Genomic DNA, 17853 nt, shown 5'->3' with positions numbered 1-17853 from the left:
TGATTCACGTGACTAATCAGGAGAGGTTGGAAAAGGCTAAGATTGAATACCGCGAATGGGTGGAAATGCATGATGGAATGGTACCAAGCGAGGATTTAGCAGAGTTTGAGGAAGATGCATCTCAACGTAGGTGGTTAATTCAACAAGCAGAAGAAAATCAAGAACACATTGTAAACTTAGAGAATTGTGGAAAGTCTATGGCGAAGTTAGAGATAGAAAACAGACGCTACAAACAAGCGCTAGAAGAAGTTATTGAAACAGACGTACGAGTAGCAAAGTTAATAGCGCGTCAAGCCCTAGAAGGAGGGGAAGAGAGTGAGTAATATTCCTTGGACAAAAGAACAATTATTTAAAGCCAATGAAAAGTTAAGAGCAAAAAATCAACGCTATAAACAAGTGCTAGAGTTTTATGCAGACCCAGAAAACCATGATAGAGAAGTTGATTATGGCAAGGATTCAGGTCTAAAAAAATCTAATGTAGATATCGATAGAGGGTTTAAAGCGCGTCAAGCTATTAAAGGTGATACCAATGCCTAAACAAGTAGGTCGTAACGTGTATCACGAAGAATCGATTAAACGAGTCGTCAAACTATCTCTATTGTCGAAACTAAGAAGAAAGTACTATGAATGTCGTGTGAAGATAGTAGAAAGAAAGATTCATAAGTACGGATCCTTTTCATTCGGATATCAGCACGAGTTATTTCAAGCTGCAGTATATCTGAAGCAGAGTTATCTGCATAAGGTCGAAGCTCTTTATGAGAGGGACGAGGTTCGGGAGTTGAAGAGAGCGTATCGAAAGGAGAATGGAGCATGAAGAGTTACGCGATAAAAGCTAAGGGTATAGAGGAACTGCTTCTTTTAGATAATGTTGTTAAGGTTGAACTTATGGAAAATAACATAAACGGTTTTGTTATTTTTTATGGTAAAGATGGTGTTATACTTGCTGCGCTTAATACAGATATTTTAGAGTGCTTCATTATAAACCAAGGATGTGATTTATATTGACAATTAAAGCTATCGAGACGATTTACAAAGGTTACCGGTTTAGGTCAAGACTCGAAGCACGTTGGGCGGTTTTCTTTGATTCTTTAGGTATAAAGTGGGAGTATGAGCCAGAAGGATTTGAGTTACTCCTTACTGAAAAAGATAGTGATCTATTTGAGTCTCAAGAGGACTGGCAAGATTTAAGGAAAAAGTGGATGGGGAAAACGTTATATTATTTACCTGACTTCTGGCTTCCAGATTTGAATCTGTGGGTCGAAGTAAAAGGTAATGACATTACAGAAGAAGAGGATATAAAAGCTAGCCTTCTAGCGGAAAGAACAGGAAGCTCAGTTTTCGTTGTAGGGAATATACCGTACATTGACCCAGAAAATATAGACGTATGGTATTTTTCAGACGGAACACCTACCTATGATGACGGCAATACTTTTGCTTATACGAGTGACTATAAAGGGGACATAATAACTGGACTTCAAGGAAGAGACCACCCGTATGTATTTTGTGAATGTCCTTTCTGCGGAAAGATAGGCTGTGAATTCGATGGAAGGGCAGCAAGGTTAGAATGTAGTTGTAAGGGGCATGAAGAGTACATGAACGGAGATAAAACATATAACACAGCGACACCCCGTTTAGTAAATGCATATAACAAAGCACGACAAGCAAGATTCGAACATGGAGAACGTCCTATTCCAACAGAAGGGAAGCTATAGCCTATGAAATACAATCCTAATAATAACTATATGTTTGTTGATACAACTGTTTTACTTGATGGGGATGTTCTTCAGTTGATGTACGTGTATCGAAATTTTATGATTTTCAAGGTAGATGAAGACCATATCAGTTTTCTGCCAGTAGAGGAAGGGGAACTGGATCCTCTCTTTGCAGATAAGGGAAGCGTAATATACGAGGATAGAATGACAGAAAAGGAAAAAACGCATGTAGACCTTATACTTAAGGGTCATGAAAATGACTACAAGGTAAATGGGATTGTTTATCCAGGATAGGAGCTGAAAACAATGAATGACGTATCTTATGTAGTGATTTTAGTAGACAATGGGAAAGATGCAGACGAGCTGAACGCTATATTCCGTAAAAGTAACAGCAATAATGTTAAGGTTCAAGTATTCTCGTCCAGACAACAAACGGTAGGCTTACAGTTTAACGGAAAACGTCCTACGCACATCATAGACGCGATAAAAGATAGGAGTCATCCGGATTTCAAGAAATGGTACACAGCGTGTGTATTACCTTACGCTGCACGTGCGAAATTGATAAGAGATAACAATACTTTTGTGAATCAATTAAACAACAAGGTAAAAGATAGCAACATATATTTAGAAAAAGGCCGCTTACGTGTGAGAGGGTATTTACTAACAAGAAACACATCAGACGTATTAATAAACCAAGTAATACACCGGTACAAAGTAGGACCACTAGAAGCATTAGAGATAATTGGTATGGGTGTAATTAAAAAGAGAACTGGGGATCTAATAGATGAACCAATGTTTGTACGGGAAGAAAAATACAGGCTAACAGGATCGTACTATGTGATTGTATTACCATATAGGGGTGTTGAAATTGAAATTACCCTTACTCCGGATGAAAATGGTGTTGTATTTACTATCGGTGAGTGACGAATTTCGAGGTTACAGCTGCTGGAAGAAAAAATATATAATTACGATTTTTTTAGAGGGGGGTTAAATTTTAAAATTTACAGCTAGTAATGTCTTTAATAATTTTTAACCCCCCTAATAAATTACTATTACTATATATAAATATATATATATATTATAAATAAATATTATTATTATATATATTTATTATTAATACTATTATTTATTAATAGTATATAAGAGTTATTTAAGGAATTTTGCTTTTGGAGATGATGCTTTATGAGACTGGAAGGGTATGTCAGTAAAAAAGCAATTCGATATTGGTTGGAGAATTATGAATCACTAGCTGCAGGAGACAAGCCGATAGATGCGATTCCTGGTAACAGTGGTCCTAAGGAATATGACGGAATTCGAATGAGTCAGCTAAATAAAGTGATGTTAGATAAAGCTATCGAGGATCTACCAGATGAGATTAAAGCTTGTTGTAAGGCGCGGTGGATCTATAGAGTACCAAGAAATAAAACTTTAAAGATCATTGGGATTACTAGAAATCAGTATGATTATAACTGTAGACAAGCTGTGGATTTAATACACGATGAGTTAAATGGAAGTATGATTGGTGTTAGAAAATTACTAGATAAAATTCGTTCTTGACTATTTATCAGCAAAAAGGTAAAATTATGGTAGATTGGAACAAGTGTACGTAAAGGACTGGGGAGATAATTTCCTGGTCCTTTTTCTATTTAGAAGGGAGTGGTCAATATTGGCATTAACAAGACTAGGCGCGGAACATTATATTGCAATAAATTACTTGGCCCTGCCTAAACGCGGCGGCAAAACCATGCAGCAGATTGCAGATGAATGTGGAGTAACCCGAAAAACATTATATAACTGGTTAGATGACCGTTTGTTTGATAAGGAATTGAAAAAACGTATTATACGGAATACAAGGAATAAGTTACCTGAAGTTACTGAGGCTATGGTTGCAGCAGTAACAGAGGATCATAACGCAGCAATGGCTAAACTAGTTCTTCAAATGAATGACATGCTGACAGATGCTGTGAATGTGAGTGATAAGCTGGAGACTGCTACGGATATTGATGCTATGCAAGAACGCATAGCTGCATACAAGAAAAGAAATGGTAACTCATCTGAGTAGTATAGTCTTTTTTGCCTTATAAATAAGTAGGGTTTGGTGGTATGTTGTTTACACTGTTACACAAATGTATAATTTCACCCACTGCCAACCTCTAATGGAGACCGGGGTAAAAATTTTGGGGTGCATGGGTCGAATACCGATACCCGCATTATGCATATAGCTGCATAGAGTATTCAATTTTAGTTGACATAATGTTTCTTTTGGGAAGTTAATTGAATTTATAAACATTGTTAAATCAACGTTTTTAGAATGTCTTATTTTATGAAATATGCAAGATTTTATACATTGTTGATTTATCAAGTGTTTCAACAGTTGTCTGACAATTTATTTCCCGAGAATTTTGCATAAACGGGAAAGGGTCGAAGATTAGCAGAACCCCCACCCCCGGGGGGCACCCCCAAAATAGGGCGGAATCTAGTGCATCTTAAATCCGCGTATCGAAAAAACGTTTGGACTTTCGAAAATCGTGTTAAAAAGGAGTAAATCGAATGAATTTAAAGAAGGTAAGGTGCGATAATTGCAGCAAAGAATTTAAAATCAAGAAAATCCTAAAAACGAAAAAGAAAGACGGACTAGAAGGAGAGGTAACCATTCATTACTTTTCCTGTCCAAGCTGCAAAACGAAATACACCACACTTGTTGAGAATGACGAACTTCGAAAGTTAATACGGGAGACAAAGCAAGCCTATTCGAAAATTAGACAATTAAAAGATCTAAAAGAGATAGAAGAGGCATTTGAACGCTATGACGAGCTAGAGAAAAAACGTAATAGAGTAGCAGCAAGACTAAAATCAAAATTTAAATTATAAGGGCACCCATTTGGGTGTCCTTTTTGTATGAGGAGGTAAAACATGAATCGAGTTGAAAAACTGAACAAGTATTTAGAAACACTGCGGTCTGTGAATCACGATGGAGAATATAGCCACGAATTACAGGTTACGATAGATGAAATTAAGAAGGAGCATGGTATCGGGGTAGAACCTTCTTTATCTGTATACTCAACAAAGGAATTACATGAGGAACTAGTGAAGCGTGAAGGTGTTAAGGAATTTATCATTGACCCTCATCAAGAAATAGTGCTTGAAATTCTAACAGGGGATGTTCCTACTACGTATTCCGTAGAGGGTCCTGTCAGAGTTCTATTGAACCAGGACTGATGTTATGGCATGGGTGAACAATAAATGGTTAACGCGCGAGGAGAGGCAGGAATTAATTAACACGACGAAAGAAATAATTGATGTCATGTTAGATGCTGACAACCTTACGTATGATGAAACCATCGAATTAGACAATTATATAAAAGAGCTTGAGAGGCTCGAGCGAATTCATAGAGGTGAAGTTGATTTATTGTACTTCTCGATCGAGTATTTCTCGGAACGTTACAATCCAGGAAATCAGGGGAATTGGGAAGATTTTGACGTTGAATCTGCAGAACAAGCACCTGATTTTCACAAAGAGATATGCTCTAGGATGGATGAAATTTCGCAGTTTGAAAAGAATGCGAAGGACGCGACAGCTGCACCTCGTTCACATGCGAAGTCAACTTACTTGTCTCGAGCGGAGCCTTTAAGAGAAGTTGTTTATAGACTTAGAAACTATATAATTATGATTTCAGAGACTCCTACGGTAGCAAAATCGAACTTAGACTGGATATCCGGACAGCTGAAAACTAACAGAAAACTACGTGAAGATTTTGGACCTTTACTACATCCGAAACAACAAATGAACATCAAGGATAATGATAATGAATTCATTGCTGCAGAACCGAATGAAGAAGGGGCACCAAGTCATGAGAAACAGCTAACACTGGTTCAAGCTGCGTCTACAGGTCAAGCCCTACGAGGCAGGAACTGGAATGGAAAACGTCCTGACTTGGTTATTGCGGATGATTTGGAAGATTCTCGTCCTGGAGGTAATGCTTCAACAGCTGAAGCACGTGCCAAGTTAAAAGACTGGTTTACACAGATTGTCATGGCCTTGGGCGGTCCGATGGGGAAGCGTACCGCGTATATCTACATGGGGACTATCGTACATCGAGAATCGTTACTCAATGACGTTATTCATAATCGTTCAGATTTTAAATCTCGCTTATACAAAGCGTTGATTGAAGAACCGGAGCGTATGGATCTTTGGGAACAATGTGAGTCGATTTACAAAGACATCAATTTGGAAAAAGAAGAGCGTTTGGAAAGAGCAACGGCCTTTTATCAAGCTCACAAAGAAGAGATGGACAAGGGTGCCGTTGTGTTGTGGCCAGAGGCGAAACCTATTTTCGAGCTAATGCTTTGGAAATGGGACAACGGTTCAAAAGCATTTAACACGGAAATGCAAAACGTCCCTCGAGATGAAGAGTCTATGACGTTTAATCCGGATAACTTTTATTACTTCACTGACGAAGACTTAGTAGATTCAACTGGTAGGCCGTTACCATTAGATTATTATGGCTTTTGGGACGTTGCAACAGGTAAATCAAAACGTACAGATTACAATGCGATTGTAACTATTGCCCGTAATCGAGTCACTGGTGCAATGTTTATTGTGGATGCTTGGGCTAAAAAGTGTCCGATAAAAGAAGCACAAGATATGGTTATCAAGAAAATAGAACAATTTGGTCATAAAATGTTTGGTGTAGAAACTATCGGTGTAGGTCATGACCAATATAACCAAATTAAGTCTAGATTGATGAAAGAACGTATTTACGGAACAATCATCAAGGCCGTATCTTCTCACTCCGAGAAGAATAAGGAAAAACGTATTGAGAATATGGAACCACTCGTTGAGAGTGGTTTTTTGCGTTTTAGGAAACAACATAAATTACTTATTAGTCAATTAGAAGAGTTCCCAACAGCCTCACATGATGACTTACCTGATGCATTAGCAGGTGCGGTTAATCTGTCGGGTGGGGCTCGTAGAACTCGTAGGACGTATAGGAAAAAACCTGCAGGTGTATAGGAGGTGAGAGGTATGACGTTATTTCAAATTGGACAGTATTATCCGCACCCGGATCATGCAGAACGTATTCAGCGGTATCGGGATAATAAAAAATTGTTTAAAGGATTCCACTATGATGTATTTCAGAAAAAACGAAATCATCTAAGTAAGGATCAAAAAAATCTGTTGTACATTACAGCAAATCTTCCCGCACTTATCTGTAAAAAGAGTGCTGATTTTTTATTTGGAGAACCTGCTTCTTTTGATGCGGGTGTCCAGGAAAATTCCAATGAACAAAAAGCTTTAGAACGTTTTGGGTCACAAAACAATATGAACATTACAAACTATGAATCTGCGTTAGGAAATGCTTTCCGTGGAGATGCCTTTTACAAGATTCGTTGGGGTCAACGATGGAACGGGATGATAGATAAGAAATTGGATCCTTTCCGTGTCTTTATCGAAGCGCAAAATCCGGAATATGTATTCCCTGAGACGTTACCAGGTGATGCGAAGAACATTTTTATTTATCATATTGCTTTTCCAGTTGAGGTTCCAAATACTAATAAGCAGGAATTTATTCTAAAGGTTGAATCCCATTATCCAGGTAAAATCGTGAATAGAGAGTACCGAATGAATCCGACAAAGCTAGATACAGAAGGGAACATCCTGCAGTACAGAATTTACGCGGAAGTAATAGACTCATTCAAAGAAACAGAGACTCACGTACCTTTCTCTCTTGTGGTACATGTCCCGAACTTTGCGATTGACGATAGTTGGGAAGGGATTGACGATCTATCTGAACATCACAGTATTTTTGATGAGATAAACATGCGCCTTTCTTTAATTGCGGAAATTTTAGATAAGCACTCAGACCCTGCAATGGCGGTTCCGTTGGGTTCTCTTGGGGAAGATGAACATGGAAATCCTATTTTCCATACAGCTCGAGATAAGATATTTGAGTATGAAAAAGGCGACGCTGAACCGAAGTATATTACCTGGAATGGACAACTGGAAGCAGCGTTCAAAGAATTAGACAAACTATTAGATTACTTGTTAATGGCTGCAGAAATTCCTCCTGTTGTACTGGGTAAGGATAATTCTGGTACAAGTGGTTCTTCCGGATCCGGAATCAAGCAACGTATGAACAGTTTACTCTTAAAAATCAAACGGAAACGGCAGTATTTTGAAGTTGGATTAAAACAGGTGCTTATTATTGCTCAAATGCTAGAACATGCAAAAGCAGATAAAGTCGATTACAAGGTAGTAGAGAACCCTAGAGTCCTGTTCAATGAGAGACTAGCAGATGATGAGATGGAAAAAGCAACTGTTGCTCAAATTCGTTCTGGTGGTAAACCGACCAAATCACTTAAGTCTATCCTCATGGAAGACTACAAGCTGACGGAAGAGCAAGCTGAGAAAGAAATTCAGCGTATACGCGATGAAGAAAAAGCCGATGGTTTTGTTGACTCTGAGGTTTTCAATCGAGAGGTAATTGTTGATGCGTAATCCTAGTAGTCCTAACTTTGATATTAATGTTGCGATACTTGTAAAACAGTATAAAAGAGCAGCCGAGGATATTATGAGAGAGATTGAAAGGCGCGAAGTAACTTCCCTTTACGGTGCTAACGCTCGAGCTGCATTATCTGATATAGCAGATATCATTGTAGACTTAGACAAAAGCTCAGAGGAATGGGTAAAACAAAATATCCCGGAGTCTGCTAGAAAAGGAGTTGCTCGTTCATTTCTTACCCTTGGAGTAGTAGACACGCTTCAAGAAGCTGAGAAAATAGTCAATTTTAATAAAATCAATCGTGAGATGGTACGAGCTGCAGTCCAGGATACTTATCAGGATTTAGCAAATGTAACACAGAACATGGATCGAAAGACGAAAGCCGGATTACGTCGTATATTTTCCGAAACCATGCGAGAACAGTATACACAAGGAGTTATGGGTGTCCGGACGATTAAAAGAGAGGCACTTAATCGCATGTATAAAGAGATGGAAGGTCTCGTAAACACTGGAATTATTGATGCAGCAGGTCGCAAATGGAAACCTGAAACGTATGTGGAAACTATTACTTTAGAAAAAATGAATCAAGCTTACTTTGAAGCAAACATTAATGAATCGATTAGTAGAGGGGCTGTCTACGGAGTCATATCAAGTCATGGTGCAACAGATGCCTGTAGATATCACGAAGGTAGAATAGTGAAACTTGTAGATAATGCTCCAGGAGACTATCCTACAATTGATCAATTAAAAGCTACTAAACAGATTTTTCATGTACGTTGTAAACATCAGGTTAATACGTTACGAGATTTAAGTAAATTACCGCAGTCAGTACTCAAACACGCTCAAGAACAAGCGGAACGAGGTAATGAGGCTATTGCCGCAGGAGGGAGGAATCCTAAAATTGGATGAAAATTTAGTCGAAACTAGTAAAGTAGTATTTTATAGTGAGGATGGTCGTGCCTTTAGATTATTTGTTGATGGAAAAGAAATTAAGGGGACGAAAGGAATTACGATTACTGCAGGTAACGATGAATTTGTAACTGTTACGCCCAATTTAGTATGTTTCAAGGATTACAAAAATATAAAAGATTAATCTTCGTCTTTGAGCACTAGACGTTAAACAGGCTTGTTTTTTATTGTCAAAATTTCGAGGCGTTGCTCGTAAAACACGAAAATCGGGAGGAAACAAAATGAAAATATTATTTGTTTATCTAAAAGCATTAATTCTGGGCTTATTTGCTAGGGACAAAGAAGTCTCTAAATCACCAAGACTTTTACCATTGGATCTACAGTTCTTTGCAGACCCAGGTGACCCACAAGACCCACCTGCAGACCCTCCGGCTGATCCGCCGAAACAGGATCCATCAGTTGACCCAAAACCGGATGACATCATGATTCCAAAGTCCAGGTTTGATGAGGTTAACAACAATTATAAGTCTGTAAAAGAACAATTGGATCAACTTTTAGAGGAGAAAAAAGAGGAAGAACGTAAAGAGAAAGAGCAGCAAGGCGAATATCAATCGCTTTACGAACAAGCAAATGAGCAATTGCAAACCTACAAACAAGATTTTGAATCTACTAAAACTCGTGCTGAGACCTTAGAAGGAATTATTACTAACATGCTCAACACAAAATTAGAGAGTATTCCTGAAGAGTTTCACGATTTAATTCCGGATAACTTAAGTCCGGAACAAAAACTGGATTGGATTACAAAGGCAGAGACAAAAGGGTTATTTGGTACAAAGAAATCAGATGACCCTGTTGGTGGGCTTACAAACCCATCTACAAGTAAAACAAACTTTGAAGATATGAATCCAATGCAATTATTAGCAGCGGGTTATGGAAGTAAAAAGTAAAAAATAATTAATAGAGGAGAAATGAAATTATGGCATTAACATTACCAGAAGCAGCAAAATTGTCTACAGATACATTACAACGTGGGGTTATTGAACTATATGCACGTAACAGTGCAGTTTTAGAGTTACTACCGTTTATGGAAATTGCAGGTAACTCTTACAAGTACAATCAAGAACAAACATTACCAGGTGTAGGATTCCGTGGAGTTAACGAAGCATACGAAGAAAGCACTGGCGTAGTGAATCAACAATCTGAAGGCCTTGTAATTGCTGGTGGAGACGTTGACGTGGACCGTTTTATCGTTCAAACACGTGGTAACGTAAATGATCAACGTGCTATTCAAACCAGAATGAAGGTTAAGTCCCTTGCTTTAACTTGGACTGATTACTTCTTCAATGGGGACATTGGAACTAACGCTAAAGCTTTTGATGGTTTGAAAAAACGTTTAACAGGTGATCAAGTTATTCCAGCAGGTGAAGATGGCGATAAGCTCACAATCATGATGTTAGATGAACTTATCGATTCTGTCGAAGGAGAACCGGATGTTATTTTCTGTTCTAAATCCATGCGTCGTGAGATTAAAGCATTGATTCAAGGGCACCACGGTTATGATGAAGGTAGTTATGACGCTTACGGTCGTAAAGTAATGACTTATGGTGGAATTCCTATCCGTCCTATTGAAGATAATGCTCAAGGTTTACCTATTTTAGGATTCAACGAGACTCAGGGTACGAACGATCAAACAGCATCCCTATATGCTGTGAAATTTGGCGAGGAAGAGTATACTTCTGGGCTACAAAACGGAGGCATTGACGTCCGTGATTTAGGTGAAATTGATGAAAAACCTGTATTCCGTACTCGTATTGAATGGTATAACGGATTAGCTGTATTCCACCCACGAGCTGCTGCACGATTAAAAGGTGTTCGTAAACGTACAAAAGAAGAATTACTTACAGACTTTAACAAAGCTGTGGTATTACAAGAATCTACAGAACCAACAGGGGCTTAAGACTTTCATTGAGGGTGTTATTTTAACACCCTCTTTATAATTTAGGGAGGTAATTTTAATGGTCTATAAAATTCAAACACCTAACCCACAGTACAATGGGGTAACGGAGGGCGTAGCATTTGCTAAAGGTATCGGGTATACAGACGATCTTAATATCCGTAATGTGTTAATAAATGATTATAAATATGCTGATATCTCAGAAGTTGCAGAAGCAATAGAGGTAGAAGCAGAAAAGCCGATCGAAGATATGACAGTTGCAGAGTTAAAGGAAAAAGCTAAAGGGTTAAAGCTATCTGGATTTAGTAAGTTAACTAGGGATGAATTGATTGCCTTAATTAATGGTGAATCTACCTCTGAAGATGATGAAGGTAAACAAGAGGAGTTTACTTCTAAGGAGGCAAACAACGAGGAGAAGAACATCGAGGAAGACGATAACGATAACCAATAACCAAAAGACAACCTTGAGGAATAAGGGGTTGTCTTTATGATTACAACCCCAGCTGCAGACGAGTATATCGAAGCTCATATTATCGATATTGAGGATTGGCAAGAATCTGATGACAGCAAAAAGCAACGTATTTTAAATGCTGCAGAAACTACCCTGAAAAGAAGATTCAAGCGGTATACCATCCCGGACAGTGCGGTTTATTACTTTGCTGCATGGTTAGCTATCGTGTTTAACGATACTAATCGCTATCAGCAGCAAGGTGTAGCTGGATATGCGATTACAGGTGTGGCTTCATTTACGTTTAAAGAAAACAACGTAAAATCTAGCGGTACTCCTTTAGCGTCATTAATACCAGATGAAGTTTTCGAGTTAATCGGTGAAGAAAACGGGATTGACCTTCGAAGGCGACGTATCGGAAGGTCGGTGAGATAGTTTATGCCAGTAGTACCAATGAAACAAGATATCATCATTGAACGTGGAGAAACAATTAATGACTATGGTAAAACTATACCCGATCAAATTATTGAACATAAGGCACGTGTAGATGAAGGTACATTCTTAGTAGAGTATCGTGCAAGCTCTAATGTAACGTCAAAAGAGGTTGTGGCCAAAGCTAAAATTCTATTAGACAAGCTTCAGGATGTCCGGTATGAAGACACTATCTCCTATACGAATGAGCTCAACGAAACGATAAAAGGGAAACCAAAAAAGATTAACGTAAGACGTCATCTAAGTGGGAAGCCTATCTTAACGGAGGTTTTCATATGAGTTTTGAATTTGATGACTCTGATTTTTTAAGTCATTTATCTGTTAAAGAGCTAAACGTTATTGATGGAGAGAAAAAATCTATGGGTGATGCAGTAGATGACTTAGGTCGTATATCCAGCGAAATCGCTCCAATTAAGTCCTCTGTGTTGAGAAAAACAATGGAGAAAACAGTAAAGGTTGAAGGAACTGGAGTAGTAGGAGAAGTTGCTTTTAGTGCAAGTGAATCGTCTAGTAAGGGTCGATTTAATTATGCGTTATGGACGCACGAGATGGATTATGAACTTGGTGAACAATCAGCAAAGAGTCCTGGTACAGATGGATATGAGGTTGGCAATAAATATTTGGAACGCCCATTAAAAGGCGAATCGGAAAAATATATTAAATGGTTAGCAGACGGGATAGCAGGGGTGATGGATGGAAAATGAGAGTAAATGAGTTAAAGAACTTTATCAAGTCTATTGTTCCAGGAGAATATTACTCCAACCGATTTCCTGTTAGTAGTAATGCTCCCGACAACTGTTCAGCTGTGAAACTTACAGGCGGTTTTCCACCGGATCAATGGACTGGAAAAAGACAGCCGTCATTCCAAGTTCGGGTTCGGGGCGTTGATGATCAAGAATGTGAGGAACGTGCCTACGCTATTCATAAAGCGTTAACCAATTTAAAAAATGTAAAAATAGGGGATGACTCTATTGTCATTATTCGGGCAATGAGTAGCGATCCCTTGATGATTGGTGAAGATGAGAATAATAGAATTATATTTTCGATGAATTTCGATTGTGTTGTCCGTCCTAGATGACGGACTTTTTTAATTTGAAGAGGAGGAATGAAGATGACTCAAGGAATTAACGTACCTATTGGCCCTGCAATTGTAGAGTATGGAGAAGGTGCTGACCAGGTTATCTTTGACATAACGAAAGGCGGAATCGTCTTTTCAGCTACAACTACGAAGCAAGACACTACAGTTGATCAACATGGAGATACTGTGGTTAAGTCCATCGTAAAAGGCTCTACTGCACAAGCGACAGTACCTTTTGCATTACATGACTTGAAAAGACTTGCTGCAGTTATGCCTGGTAGTAAATTGATAGAGGATATAACTACAGGTAAGAAGAAATTGAAAGTATATTCTGGTGCTGGGTACGACATGTTGAAAAATGCTAAGCCATTGGTTATCAAACCAACGGATCCTGATGCTACTCCTGACGATTGGATTACTATTCCACTTGCTGGTGCGATTGCAGATCCAAACTATACGTATAACAGTGATAACGAGCGAGTAACGAATGTTACTTTTGTCGCTTATCCGGATTTATCACAAGAGGGTTTGTTATACGTAATGGGTGACGATTTTGTAGAATCAACAGGATCTTAATATTATGGACGTCTTTCGGGACGTCCTATTTTTTGTGGGGTGAAATACTTGTTAAGAGATCTATTGAAAACAAATAAGAACGAAATGTATTTGAATAAAAAACGTGTAGAGATTCCAAAGCTTACACCTGAAAAGTGGAAAAAGCTTTTTAGTAAAGTGGACATGATTCCAGGATTAGTCGTTCAAGTAATGTCTGCACCTAAAAGTGACTTTTATGCCTATATCGTCGAGGCGCTTAATCTTGCGTTAGACGAAGTGGTAGAAATTGTGTCTGTATTAACAGACATAGAAGTTGACTATATCCGTAAAAATGTAGGTTTAGACGAACTGCTCGAATACCTACAACGCACTGTAAAGCTTAATAGATTAGATACGACAGTAAAAAACGTAAAGAGCCTTCTTCCCAAGAGAGAGTAAAAAAGGAAGAAGGCTCTTTGTCATTAGATGATTTTTTAACAGAAGTTAGCTCTGTACTTGGAGTAAGTCAACGGGTTTTGGAAACGGAGTACTACATGGTAGACATTCCGAAGTTAATTGAAAAAAAGCGTAAAGAGCAATTAGCTGATTACTTTATGCAACTACAATTATCAATTGCATCGAACAATCGAGTGATGGAAGAAGAAGATTATCACAACTTAGTTCGTAATTTAACGAAGATTCTTGAAGAAGAAAACAAAACGGAGCAGAACAAACTAGATCGTCAGAAGCTCGAGGCGCTTCGTTTGATGACGAATCAAGGCGCTAATCGAACGAGAGGGGGGTAATACGTATGGCAGCAAAAGGTGGAGAAATAAGAGCACGTTTAGTTTTAAGTAATGACGAATTTAAACGGAAAATGAACGAAGCTCGTGAAGATATGAAAAGCACACGTCTATCGGCTAAACAGATGAAAAGTGATTTTGATGCTATACAAAAAGCCTCCCTTGCAGTTGGTACGGCAGTTGTAGCAGGTATTGGATCAAGCGCGAAAGTTGCTATGGATTTTGAACAATCAATGGCACGAGTTAAAGCTATTTCTGGAGCTACCGGCGAAGAGTTTAAGCTATTAGAAAATGCGGCTCGTGGTGCAGGTGCAACTACCGTATTTAGTGCTAGTCAGGCGAGTGACGCTTTATCCTATCTTGCTATGGCCGGATTTGATGTTAACCAACAAATAGCTGCATTACCCTCTGTTTTAAACGCTGCAGCTGCCGGTCAAATTGGTTTAGCAGAGTCTGCAGACTTAGTGTCAAATATCATGACTGGTTTCGGTATATCAGCTGATAACACAAATCAGGCTGTAGATGTGCTCGTAAAAACGATGACTACGGCAAACACGGATTTACCAATGCTTGCTCAAGGGATGAAGTACGTGGCTCCCGTTGCGTCCAGCTTAGGATTGTCTATAGAAGAGACAGCTGCGGCGATTGGGCGTTTGAGTGATGCAGGTATACAAGGTAGTCAATCGGGTACCGTCTTACGTGCTGCTTTGTTATCGCTGGCTAATCCGACAGGGCAAACAGCTAAAGCGATGGAAAGACTGAAAATAGAGGTTACTGATGCTGATGGCAAGATGAAGTCCTTTCCAGAGTTAATTGGTCACATCTCTGAGAAAATGGAAGGGATGGAAGAAGCTCAAAGAACACAAACAGCAGCTCAGCTTGTTGGAACGGAGGCAGCGGCAGGTTTCCTTGCCTTACTAAAAGTTGGAGAAGATGGCTTACGAGATTATACGAAGGAATTAGAGAATTCAGCAGGTACTGCAGAAAGAATCGCTGCAGTACAGAACGATACCTTAATTGGCTCTTTTAAAGAATTCCAGTCTGCGATGGAAGAGCTTGGTATTAAAATTGGAAACGAGTTTTTACCTATCTTTAAAGATATAGTTGAAACCGGTATAGAGGTCGTTAGAACAATCACAGAATTAGATTCTTCAACTATCAAATCAGGACTAGCCTTTGCTGGAACAACGGCTGCTATTGCACTAACTATCACGACAATCGGGAAACTGGTATTAGCAATTCGTGGTTTGATGCTATCAATGGGTCCTGCTGGATGGTTAATTACAGGAGTATCTTTACTAGGAGGAGCCCTGGCAGGAGCTGCGTTTAGCACCGAAGATCTGCAATCGAAAATAGAACGTTTATCACAAGAATTTGATGAGCTAGAGTCTTTAGATGCTACTATAAGTGAGTTTGATAATCTACAAATGATGTCTAGGTTAACGAATGACGAGTTTGCTAGATATATAGACTTACAGACTGAATTGCAGAAAACAAGTGACCCAGAGGTCATTGCTGCGATTAAAGACGAAATGGCTGAACTAGAGAAAAGGTCAGGCTTTCAGAATGGTGAGCTTGATCGTATGGTTGAGCTTAACAATGACCTAGTAAAGGTAATGCCGGAAGCGACAAGTAAAATCACGGATCAAGGTAATGCCATTATCGGCTCTACAGATGCATTAAAGAATTACAGTAAAGAGAAGTTAGAATCACTTTATACGGATCTTGAACTTACAAGACTGGCTACAGAGGTCGAGTATAAAGAAACACTGGAAAAAGAAGCAAAGATAATAAACGATCAACAGAAAGCACTGAATAAGCTGAATGAGTTGCAAGATAAAAGAGTCGAATTGCAGCAGGGTGTTACAAGGGAAGAAGAAAAACTTGAGGGTATGCTTGCGAACAAACAGCTGTATCATGAGGTTGAAATTCAAAATCAGCGGTCGATTGTTAAAGAAGCAGAAAGGCTGTTAGATAAAAATGAGCAACAAATAGCCGATCAAGCAACTAAAATTCAAGGTAACGACACGGAGTTAGCTCAAATTCGTGAAGAAATTCAGGGTTACGAGGAAATTCGTTTTCAGATGATCGATATCCTGTTAAAACAAGAAGGACTCACTGCCGAAAGAGGACAAGGACTTGCTGTTGTACAAGATGAACTAAAAGCTTTGAGAGAAGAACGGGATCGTCTTATTGAAAACACAGACGCAGCGAGGAAAAATACGGATGAGTACAAAGAGGCAAAAAAGGCTATCGATACAAAGATTGAAAGATTGAAAGGTGTAGAAAATCAAATACTAGATATTACTCGTAGTACGTCTAGTATGAACGAACAGATGTCTAGGCCTATAAATAAAAATGTATCGATAATTTGGAATGGAACAACGCCTCCTCCACATCTAAGAGGTGCGACTCCACTTCCGTCTTATCACACGGGTGGAATTGTTGAAAAACCTAAACTACACACTGGCGGTACACCGGACTTGCATATTAATCAGCTTGAGTCTTTACCGCTGCATAACGAAATTGATGTACGACTCCTCAGAGATGAGATGGTACTTACTAAGGGGCAACAAGCAAATCTATGGCGAATTATTGAGTCTGGTGTGCTAAAACCTCAAGGAAATGGGGAACACTGGTCACAAGTGATAAGGCTATTGGAAGAGGTTGCCGAGGGTATACGTGAGGGTAAGGATATTAGTATTTTAATGGATTCACACAAAGTTGGGTCACTTGTCGAACCTCATGTAACAAAAAAGCAAAAACGAGATAAACACAGAAAAAATCTAGTAAAGAGGTGATAGATTATGGGTCAGAGCCTCACATTTAGAGGGTTAAGGAAAGATTATCTCATGGTTACGCACCGTAGAAGAACTTACTGGGCTCCTAGAAACCTTGTTTTGACCGAAAAGAGAAAAACCGGCTCCAAGCTAAGGCGGGTGAAAAGAGGGGTTAGGGTAGAAGAAGTATCTGTTGAGGTTTCAGCAGATAGTACCTCTGAATTAAGAAAACACGCAGAGGATTTATCTAGTTGGTTATTAACAGAGAATGTAGAAGAATTAATCTTTGATGATGAAAGAGACAGGCGCTACATGGCCATTGTCGATGGAAGTTTTAATCCGGATGAAATTGTTACTCATGGTTATGGCATGATAAGATTTATCATCCCAGAGTCAGCTAAAAGGGGACAAACAAAACAACAACCCATAACAACAGAAGTAACATCGCATGTAATCACAGGTCAAACTGAAACCCCATGGAAAGTAAGAGTGAATTTTACTGTACCGCAGTCGAGATTTACACTGGAATCATCAAACGGACTTTATATCCTACTAAACTATAACTTTATTGCTGGTGACATGCTAGAGATTGATTATGTAGGACGTAAAGTATATTTAAATGGGAATGATTTAAGAAGTG

Annotated in this window: 27 protein-coding genes; all 27 read left to right on the top strand. The window is 38.9% G+C overall.

The window, feature by feature from the left end; all coding sequences use genetic code 11:
* Positions 1 to 8: 8 nt before the first annotated feature.
* Positions 9 to 323 (top strand): hypothetical protein, encoded by a 315-nt coding sequence (locus tag AAIB49_RS02565; protein WP_343457123.1) that lies wholly within the window; start codon positions 9 to 11, stop codon positions 321 to 323.
* Positions 316 to 537: a hypothetical protein gene (locus AAIB49_RS02560; RefSeq protein WP_343457122.1), complete on the top strand. Its 222-nt coding sequence runs from the start codon at positions 316 to 318 to the stop codon at positions 535 to 537. Before AAIB49_RS02565 ends, AAIB49_RS02560 begins: the two co-directional genes overlap by 8 nt.
* A complete protein-coding gene (locus tag AAIB49_RS02555) occupies positions 530 to 814 on the top strand; it encodes a hypothetical protein (protein ID WP_343457121.1) in 285 nt (94 codons plus the stop codon). Before AAIB49_RS02560 ends, AAIB49_RS02555 begins: the two co-directional genes overlap by 8 nt.
* A complete protein-coding gene (locus AAIB49_RS02550; protein WP_343457120.1) occupies positions 811 to 1005 on the top strand; it encodes a hypothetical protein in 195 nt (64 codons plus the stop codon). The genes AAIB49_RS02555 and AAIB49_RS02550 overlap by 4 nt, the downstream gene beginning before the upstream one ends.
* Complete coding sequence (locus AAIB49_RS02545) at positions 1002 to 1712, top strand: PDDEXK family nuclease (protein ID WP_343457119.1); 711 nt, start codon at positions 1002 to 1004, stop codon at positions 1710 to 1712. The genes AAIB49_RS02550 and AAIB49_RS02545 overlap by 4 nt, the downstream gene beginning before the upstream one ends.
* Positions 1713 to 1715: 3 nt before the next feature.
* Positions 1716 to 2006: a hypothetical protein gene (locus tag AAIB49_RS02540; RefSeq protein WP_343457118.1), complete on the top strand. Its 291-nt coding sequence runs from the start codon at positions 1716 to 1718 to the stop codon at positions 2004 to 2006.
* A 12-nt stretch (positions 2007 to 2018) separates the two neighbouring features.
* Positions 2019 to 2636 carry a hypothetical protein gene (locus tag AAIB49_RS02535; RefSeq protein WP_343457117.1) on the top strand — a complete coding sequence of 206 codons (618 nt, stop codon included), beginning with the start codon at positions 2019 to 2021 and terminating at the stop codon, positions 2634 to 2636.
* Positions 2637 to 2894: 258 nt separating this feature from the next.
* A complete protein-coding gene (locus tag AAIB49_RS02530) occupies positions 2895 to 3269 on the top strand; it encodes a hypothetical protein (RefSeq protein ID WP_343457116.1) in 375 nt (124 codons plus the stop codon).
* Between the two features lie 43 nt (positions 3270 to 3312).
* Positions 3313 to 3774, top strand: a complete 462-nt coding sequence (locus AAIB49_RS02525) for a phBC6A51 family helix-turn-helix protein (protein WP_481857833.1) — start codon at positions 3313 to 3315, stop codon at positions 3772 to 3774.
* A 488-nt stretch (positions 3775 to 4262) separates the two neighbouring features.
* Positions 4263 to 4583 (top strand): hypothetical protein, encoded by a 321-nt coding sequence (locus AAIB49_RS02520; RefSeq protein ID WP_343457113.1) that lies wholly within the window; start codon positions 4263 to 4265, stop codon positions 4581 to 4583.
* Positions 4584 to 4625: 42 nt separating this feature from the next.
* Complete coding sequence (locus AAIB49_RS02515; RefSeq protein WP_343457112.1) at positions 4626 to 4931, top strand: BC1881 family protein; 306 nt, start codon at positions 4626 to 4628, stop codon at positions 4929 to 4931.
* A gap of 4 nt (positions 4932 to 4935) precedes the next feature.
* Positions 4936 to 6726 (top strand): phage terminase large subunit, encoded by a 1791-nt coding sequence (terL, locus tag AAIB49_RS02510; RefSeq protein ID WP_343457110.1) that lies wholly within the window; start codon positions 4936 to 4938, stop codon positions 6724 to 6726.
* A gap of 12 nt (positions 6727 to 6738) precedes the next feature.
* Positions 6739 to 8211, top strand: coding sequence for a phage portal protein (locus AAIB49_RS02505; protein WP_343457109.1), 1473 nt, complete (start codon positions 6739 to 6741; stop codon positions 8209 to 8211).
* Positions 8204 to 9124, top strand: coding sequence for a phage minor capsid protein (locus AAIB49_RS02500; protein WP_343457108.1), 921 nt, complete (start codon positions 8204 to 8206; stop codon positions 9122 to 9124). Before AAIB49_RS02505 ends, AAIB49_RS02500 begins: the two co-directional genes overlap by 8 nt.
* Positions 9117 to 9308, top strand: a complete 192-nt coding sequence (locus tag AAIB49_RS02495) for a hypothetical protein (protein WP_343457107.1) — start codon at positions 9117 to 9119, stop codon at positions 9306 to 9308. Before AAIB49_RS02500 ends, AAIB49_RS02495 begins: the two co-directional genes overlap by 8 nt.
* A 97-nt stretch (positions 9309 to 9405) precedes the next feature.
* Complete coding sequence (locus tag AAIB49_RS02490; protein WP_343457106.1) at positions 9406 to 10071, top strand: hypothetical protein; 666 nt, start codon at positions 9406 to 9408, stop codon at positions 10069 to 10071.
* 29 nt (positions 10072 to 10100) lie between these two features.
* A complete protein-coding gene (locus tag AAIB49_RS02485) occupies positions 10101 to 11081 on the top strand; it encodes a major capsid protein (protein ID WP_343457104.1) in 981 nt (326 codons plus the stop codon).
* A gap of 58 nt (positions 11082 to 11139) precedes the next feature.
* Positions 11140 to 11529, top strand: a complete 390-nt coding sequence (locus AAIB49_RS02480; RefSeq protein ID WP_343457103.1) for a Rho termination factor N-terminal domain-containing protein — start codon at positions 11140 to 11142, stop codon at positions 11527 to 11529.
* 36 nt (positions 11530 to 11565) lie between these two features.
* Positions 11566 to 11961, top strand: coding sequence for a hypothetical protein (locus AAIB49_RS02475; protein ID WP_343457102.1), 396 nt, complete (start codon positions 11566 to 11568; stop codon positions 11959 to 11961).
* Between the two features lie 3 nt (positions 11962 to 11964).
* Complete coding sequence (locus AAIB49_RS02470) at positions 11965 to 12297, top strand: hypothetical protein (RefSeq protein ID WP_343457101.1); 333 nt, start codon at positions 11965 to 11967, stop codon at positions 12295 to 12297.
* Complete coding sequence (locus AAIB49_RS02465; RefSeq protein WP_343457100.1) at positions 12294 to 12722, top strand: hypothetical protein; 429 nt, start codon at positions 12294 to 12296, stop codon at positions 12720 to 12722. The genes AAIB49_RS02470 and AAIB49_RS02465 overlap by 4 nt, the downstream gene beginning before the upstream one ends.
* Positions 12719 to 13096 (top strand): minor capsid protein, encoded by a 378-nt coding sequence (locus AAIB49_RS02460; RefSeq protein ID WP_343457099.1) that lies wholly within the window; start codon positions 12719 to 12721, stop codon positions 13094 to 13096. Before AAIB49_RS02465 ends, AAIB49_RS02460 begins: the two co-directional genes overlap by 4 nt.
* A 33-nt stretch (positions 13097 to 13129) precedes the next feature.
* Positions 13130 to 13672 carry a hypothetical protein gene (locus tag AAIB49_RS02455; protein ID WP_481857830.1) on the top strand — a complete coding sequence of 181 codons (543 nt, stop codon included), beginning with the start codon at positions 13130 to 13132 and terminating at the stop codon, positions 13670 to 13672.
* 48 nt (positions 13673 to 13720) lie between these two features.
* On the top strand, positions 13721 to 14089 hold the full coding sequence (locus tag AAIB49_RS02450) for a hypothetical protein (protein ID WP_343457097.1): 369 nt from the start codon (positions 13721 to 13723) through the stop codon (positions 14087 to 14089).
* A gap of 17 nt (positions 14090 to 14106) precedes the next feature.
* Positions 14107 to 14436 carry a hypothetical protein gene (locus AAIB49_RS02445; protein ID WP_343457096.1) on the top strand — a complete coding sequence of 110 codons (330 nt, stop codon included), beginning with the start codon at positions 14107 to 14109 and terminating at the stop codon, positions 14434 to 14436.
* Positions 14437 to 14441: 5 nt separating this feature from the next.
* Complete coding sequence (locus AAIB49_RS02440) at positions 14442 to 17234, top strand: phage tail tape measure protein (protein ID WP_343457095.1); 2793 nt, start codon at positions 14442 to 14444, stop codon at positions 17232 to 17234.
* Positions 17235 to 17240: 6 nt separating this feature from the next.
* A partial coding sequence (locus tag AAIB49_RS02435; RefSeq protein ID WP_343457094.1) for a distal tail protein Dit occupies positions 17241 to 17853 on the top strand: 613 nt, incomplete at its 3' end.

This window comes from Ornithinibacillus proteolyticus, assembly GCF_039581225.1.
Classification (GTDB): Bacteria; Bacillota; Bacilli; order Bacillales; family Amphibacillaceae; genus Ornithinibacillus; species Ornithinibacillus massiliensis.
Note: the sequence above shows the minus strand (reverse complement) of the source record. Positions and strands in the feature narration are given on the sequence as shown.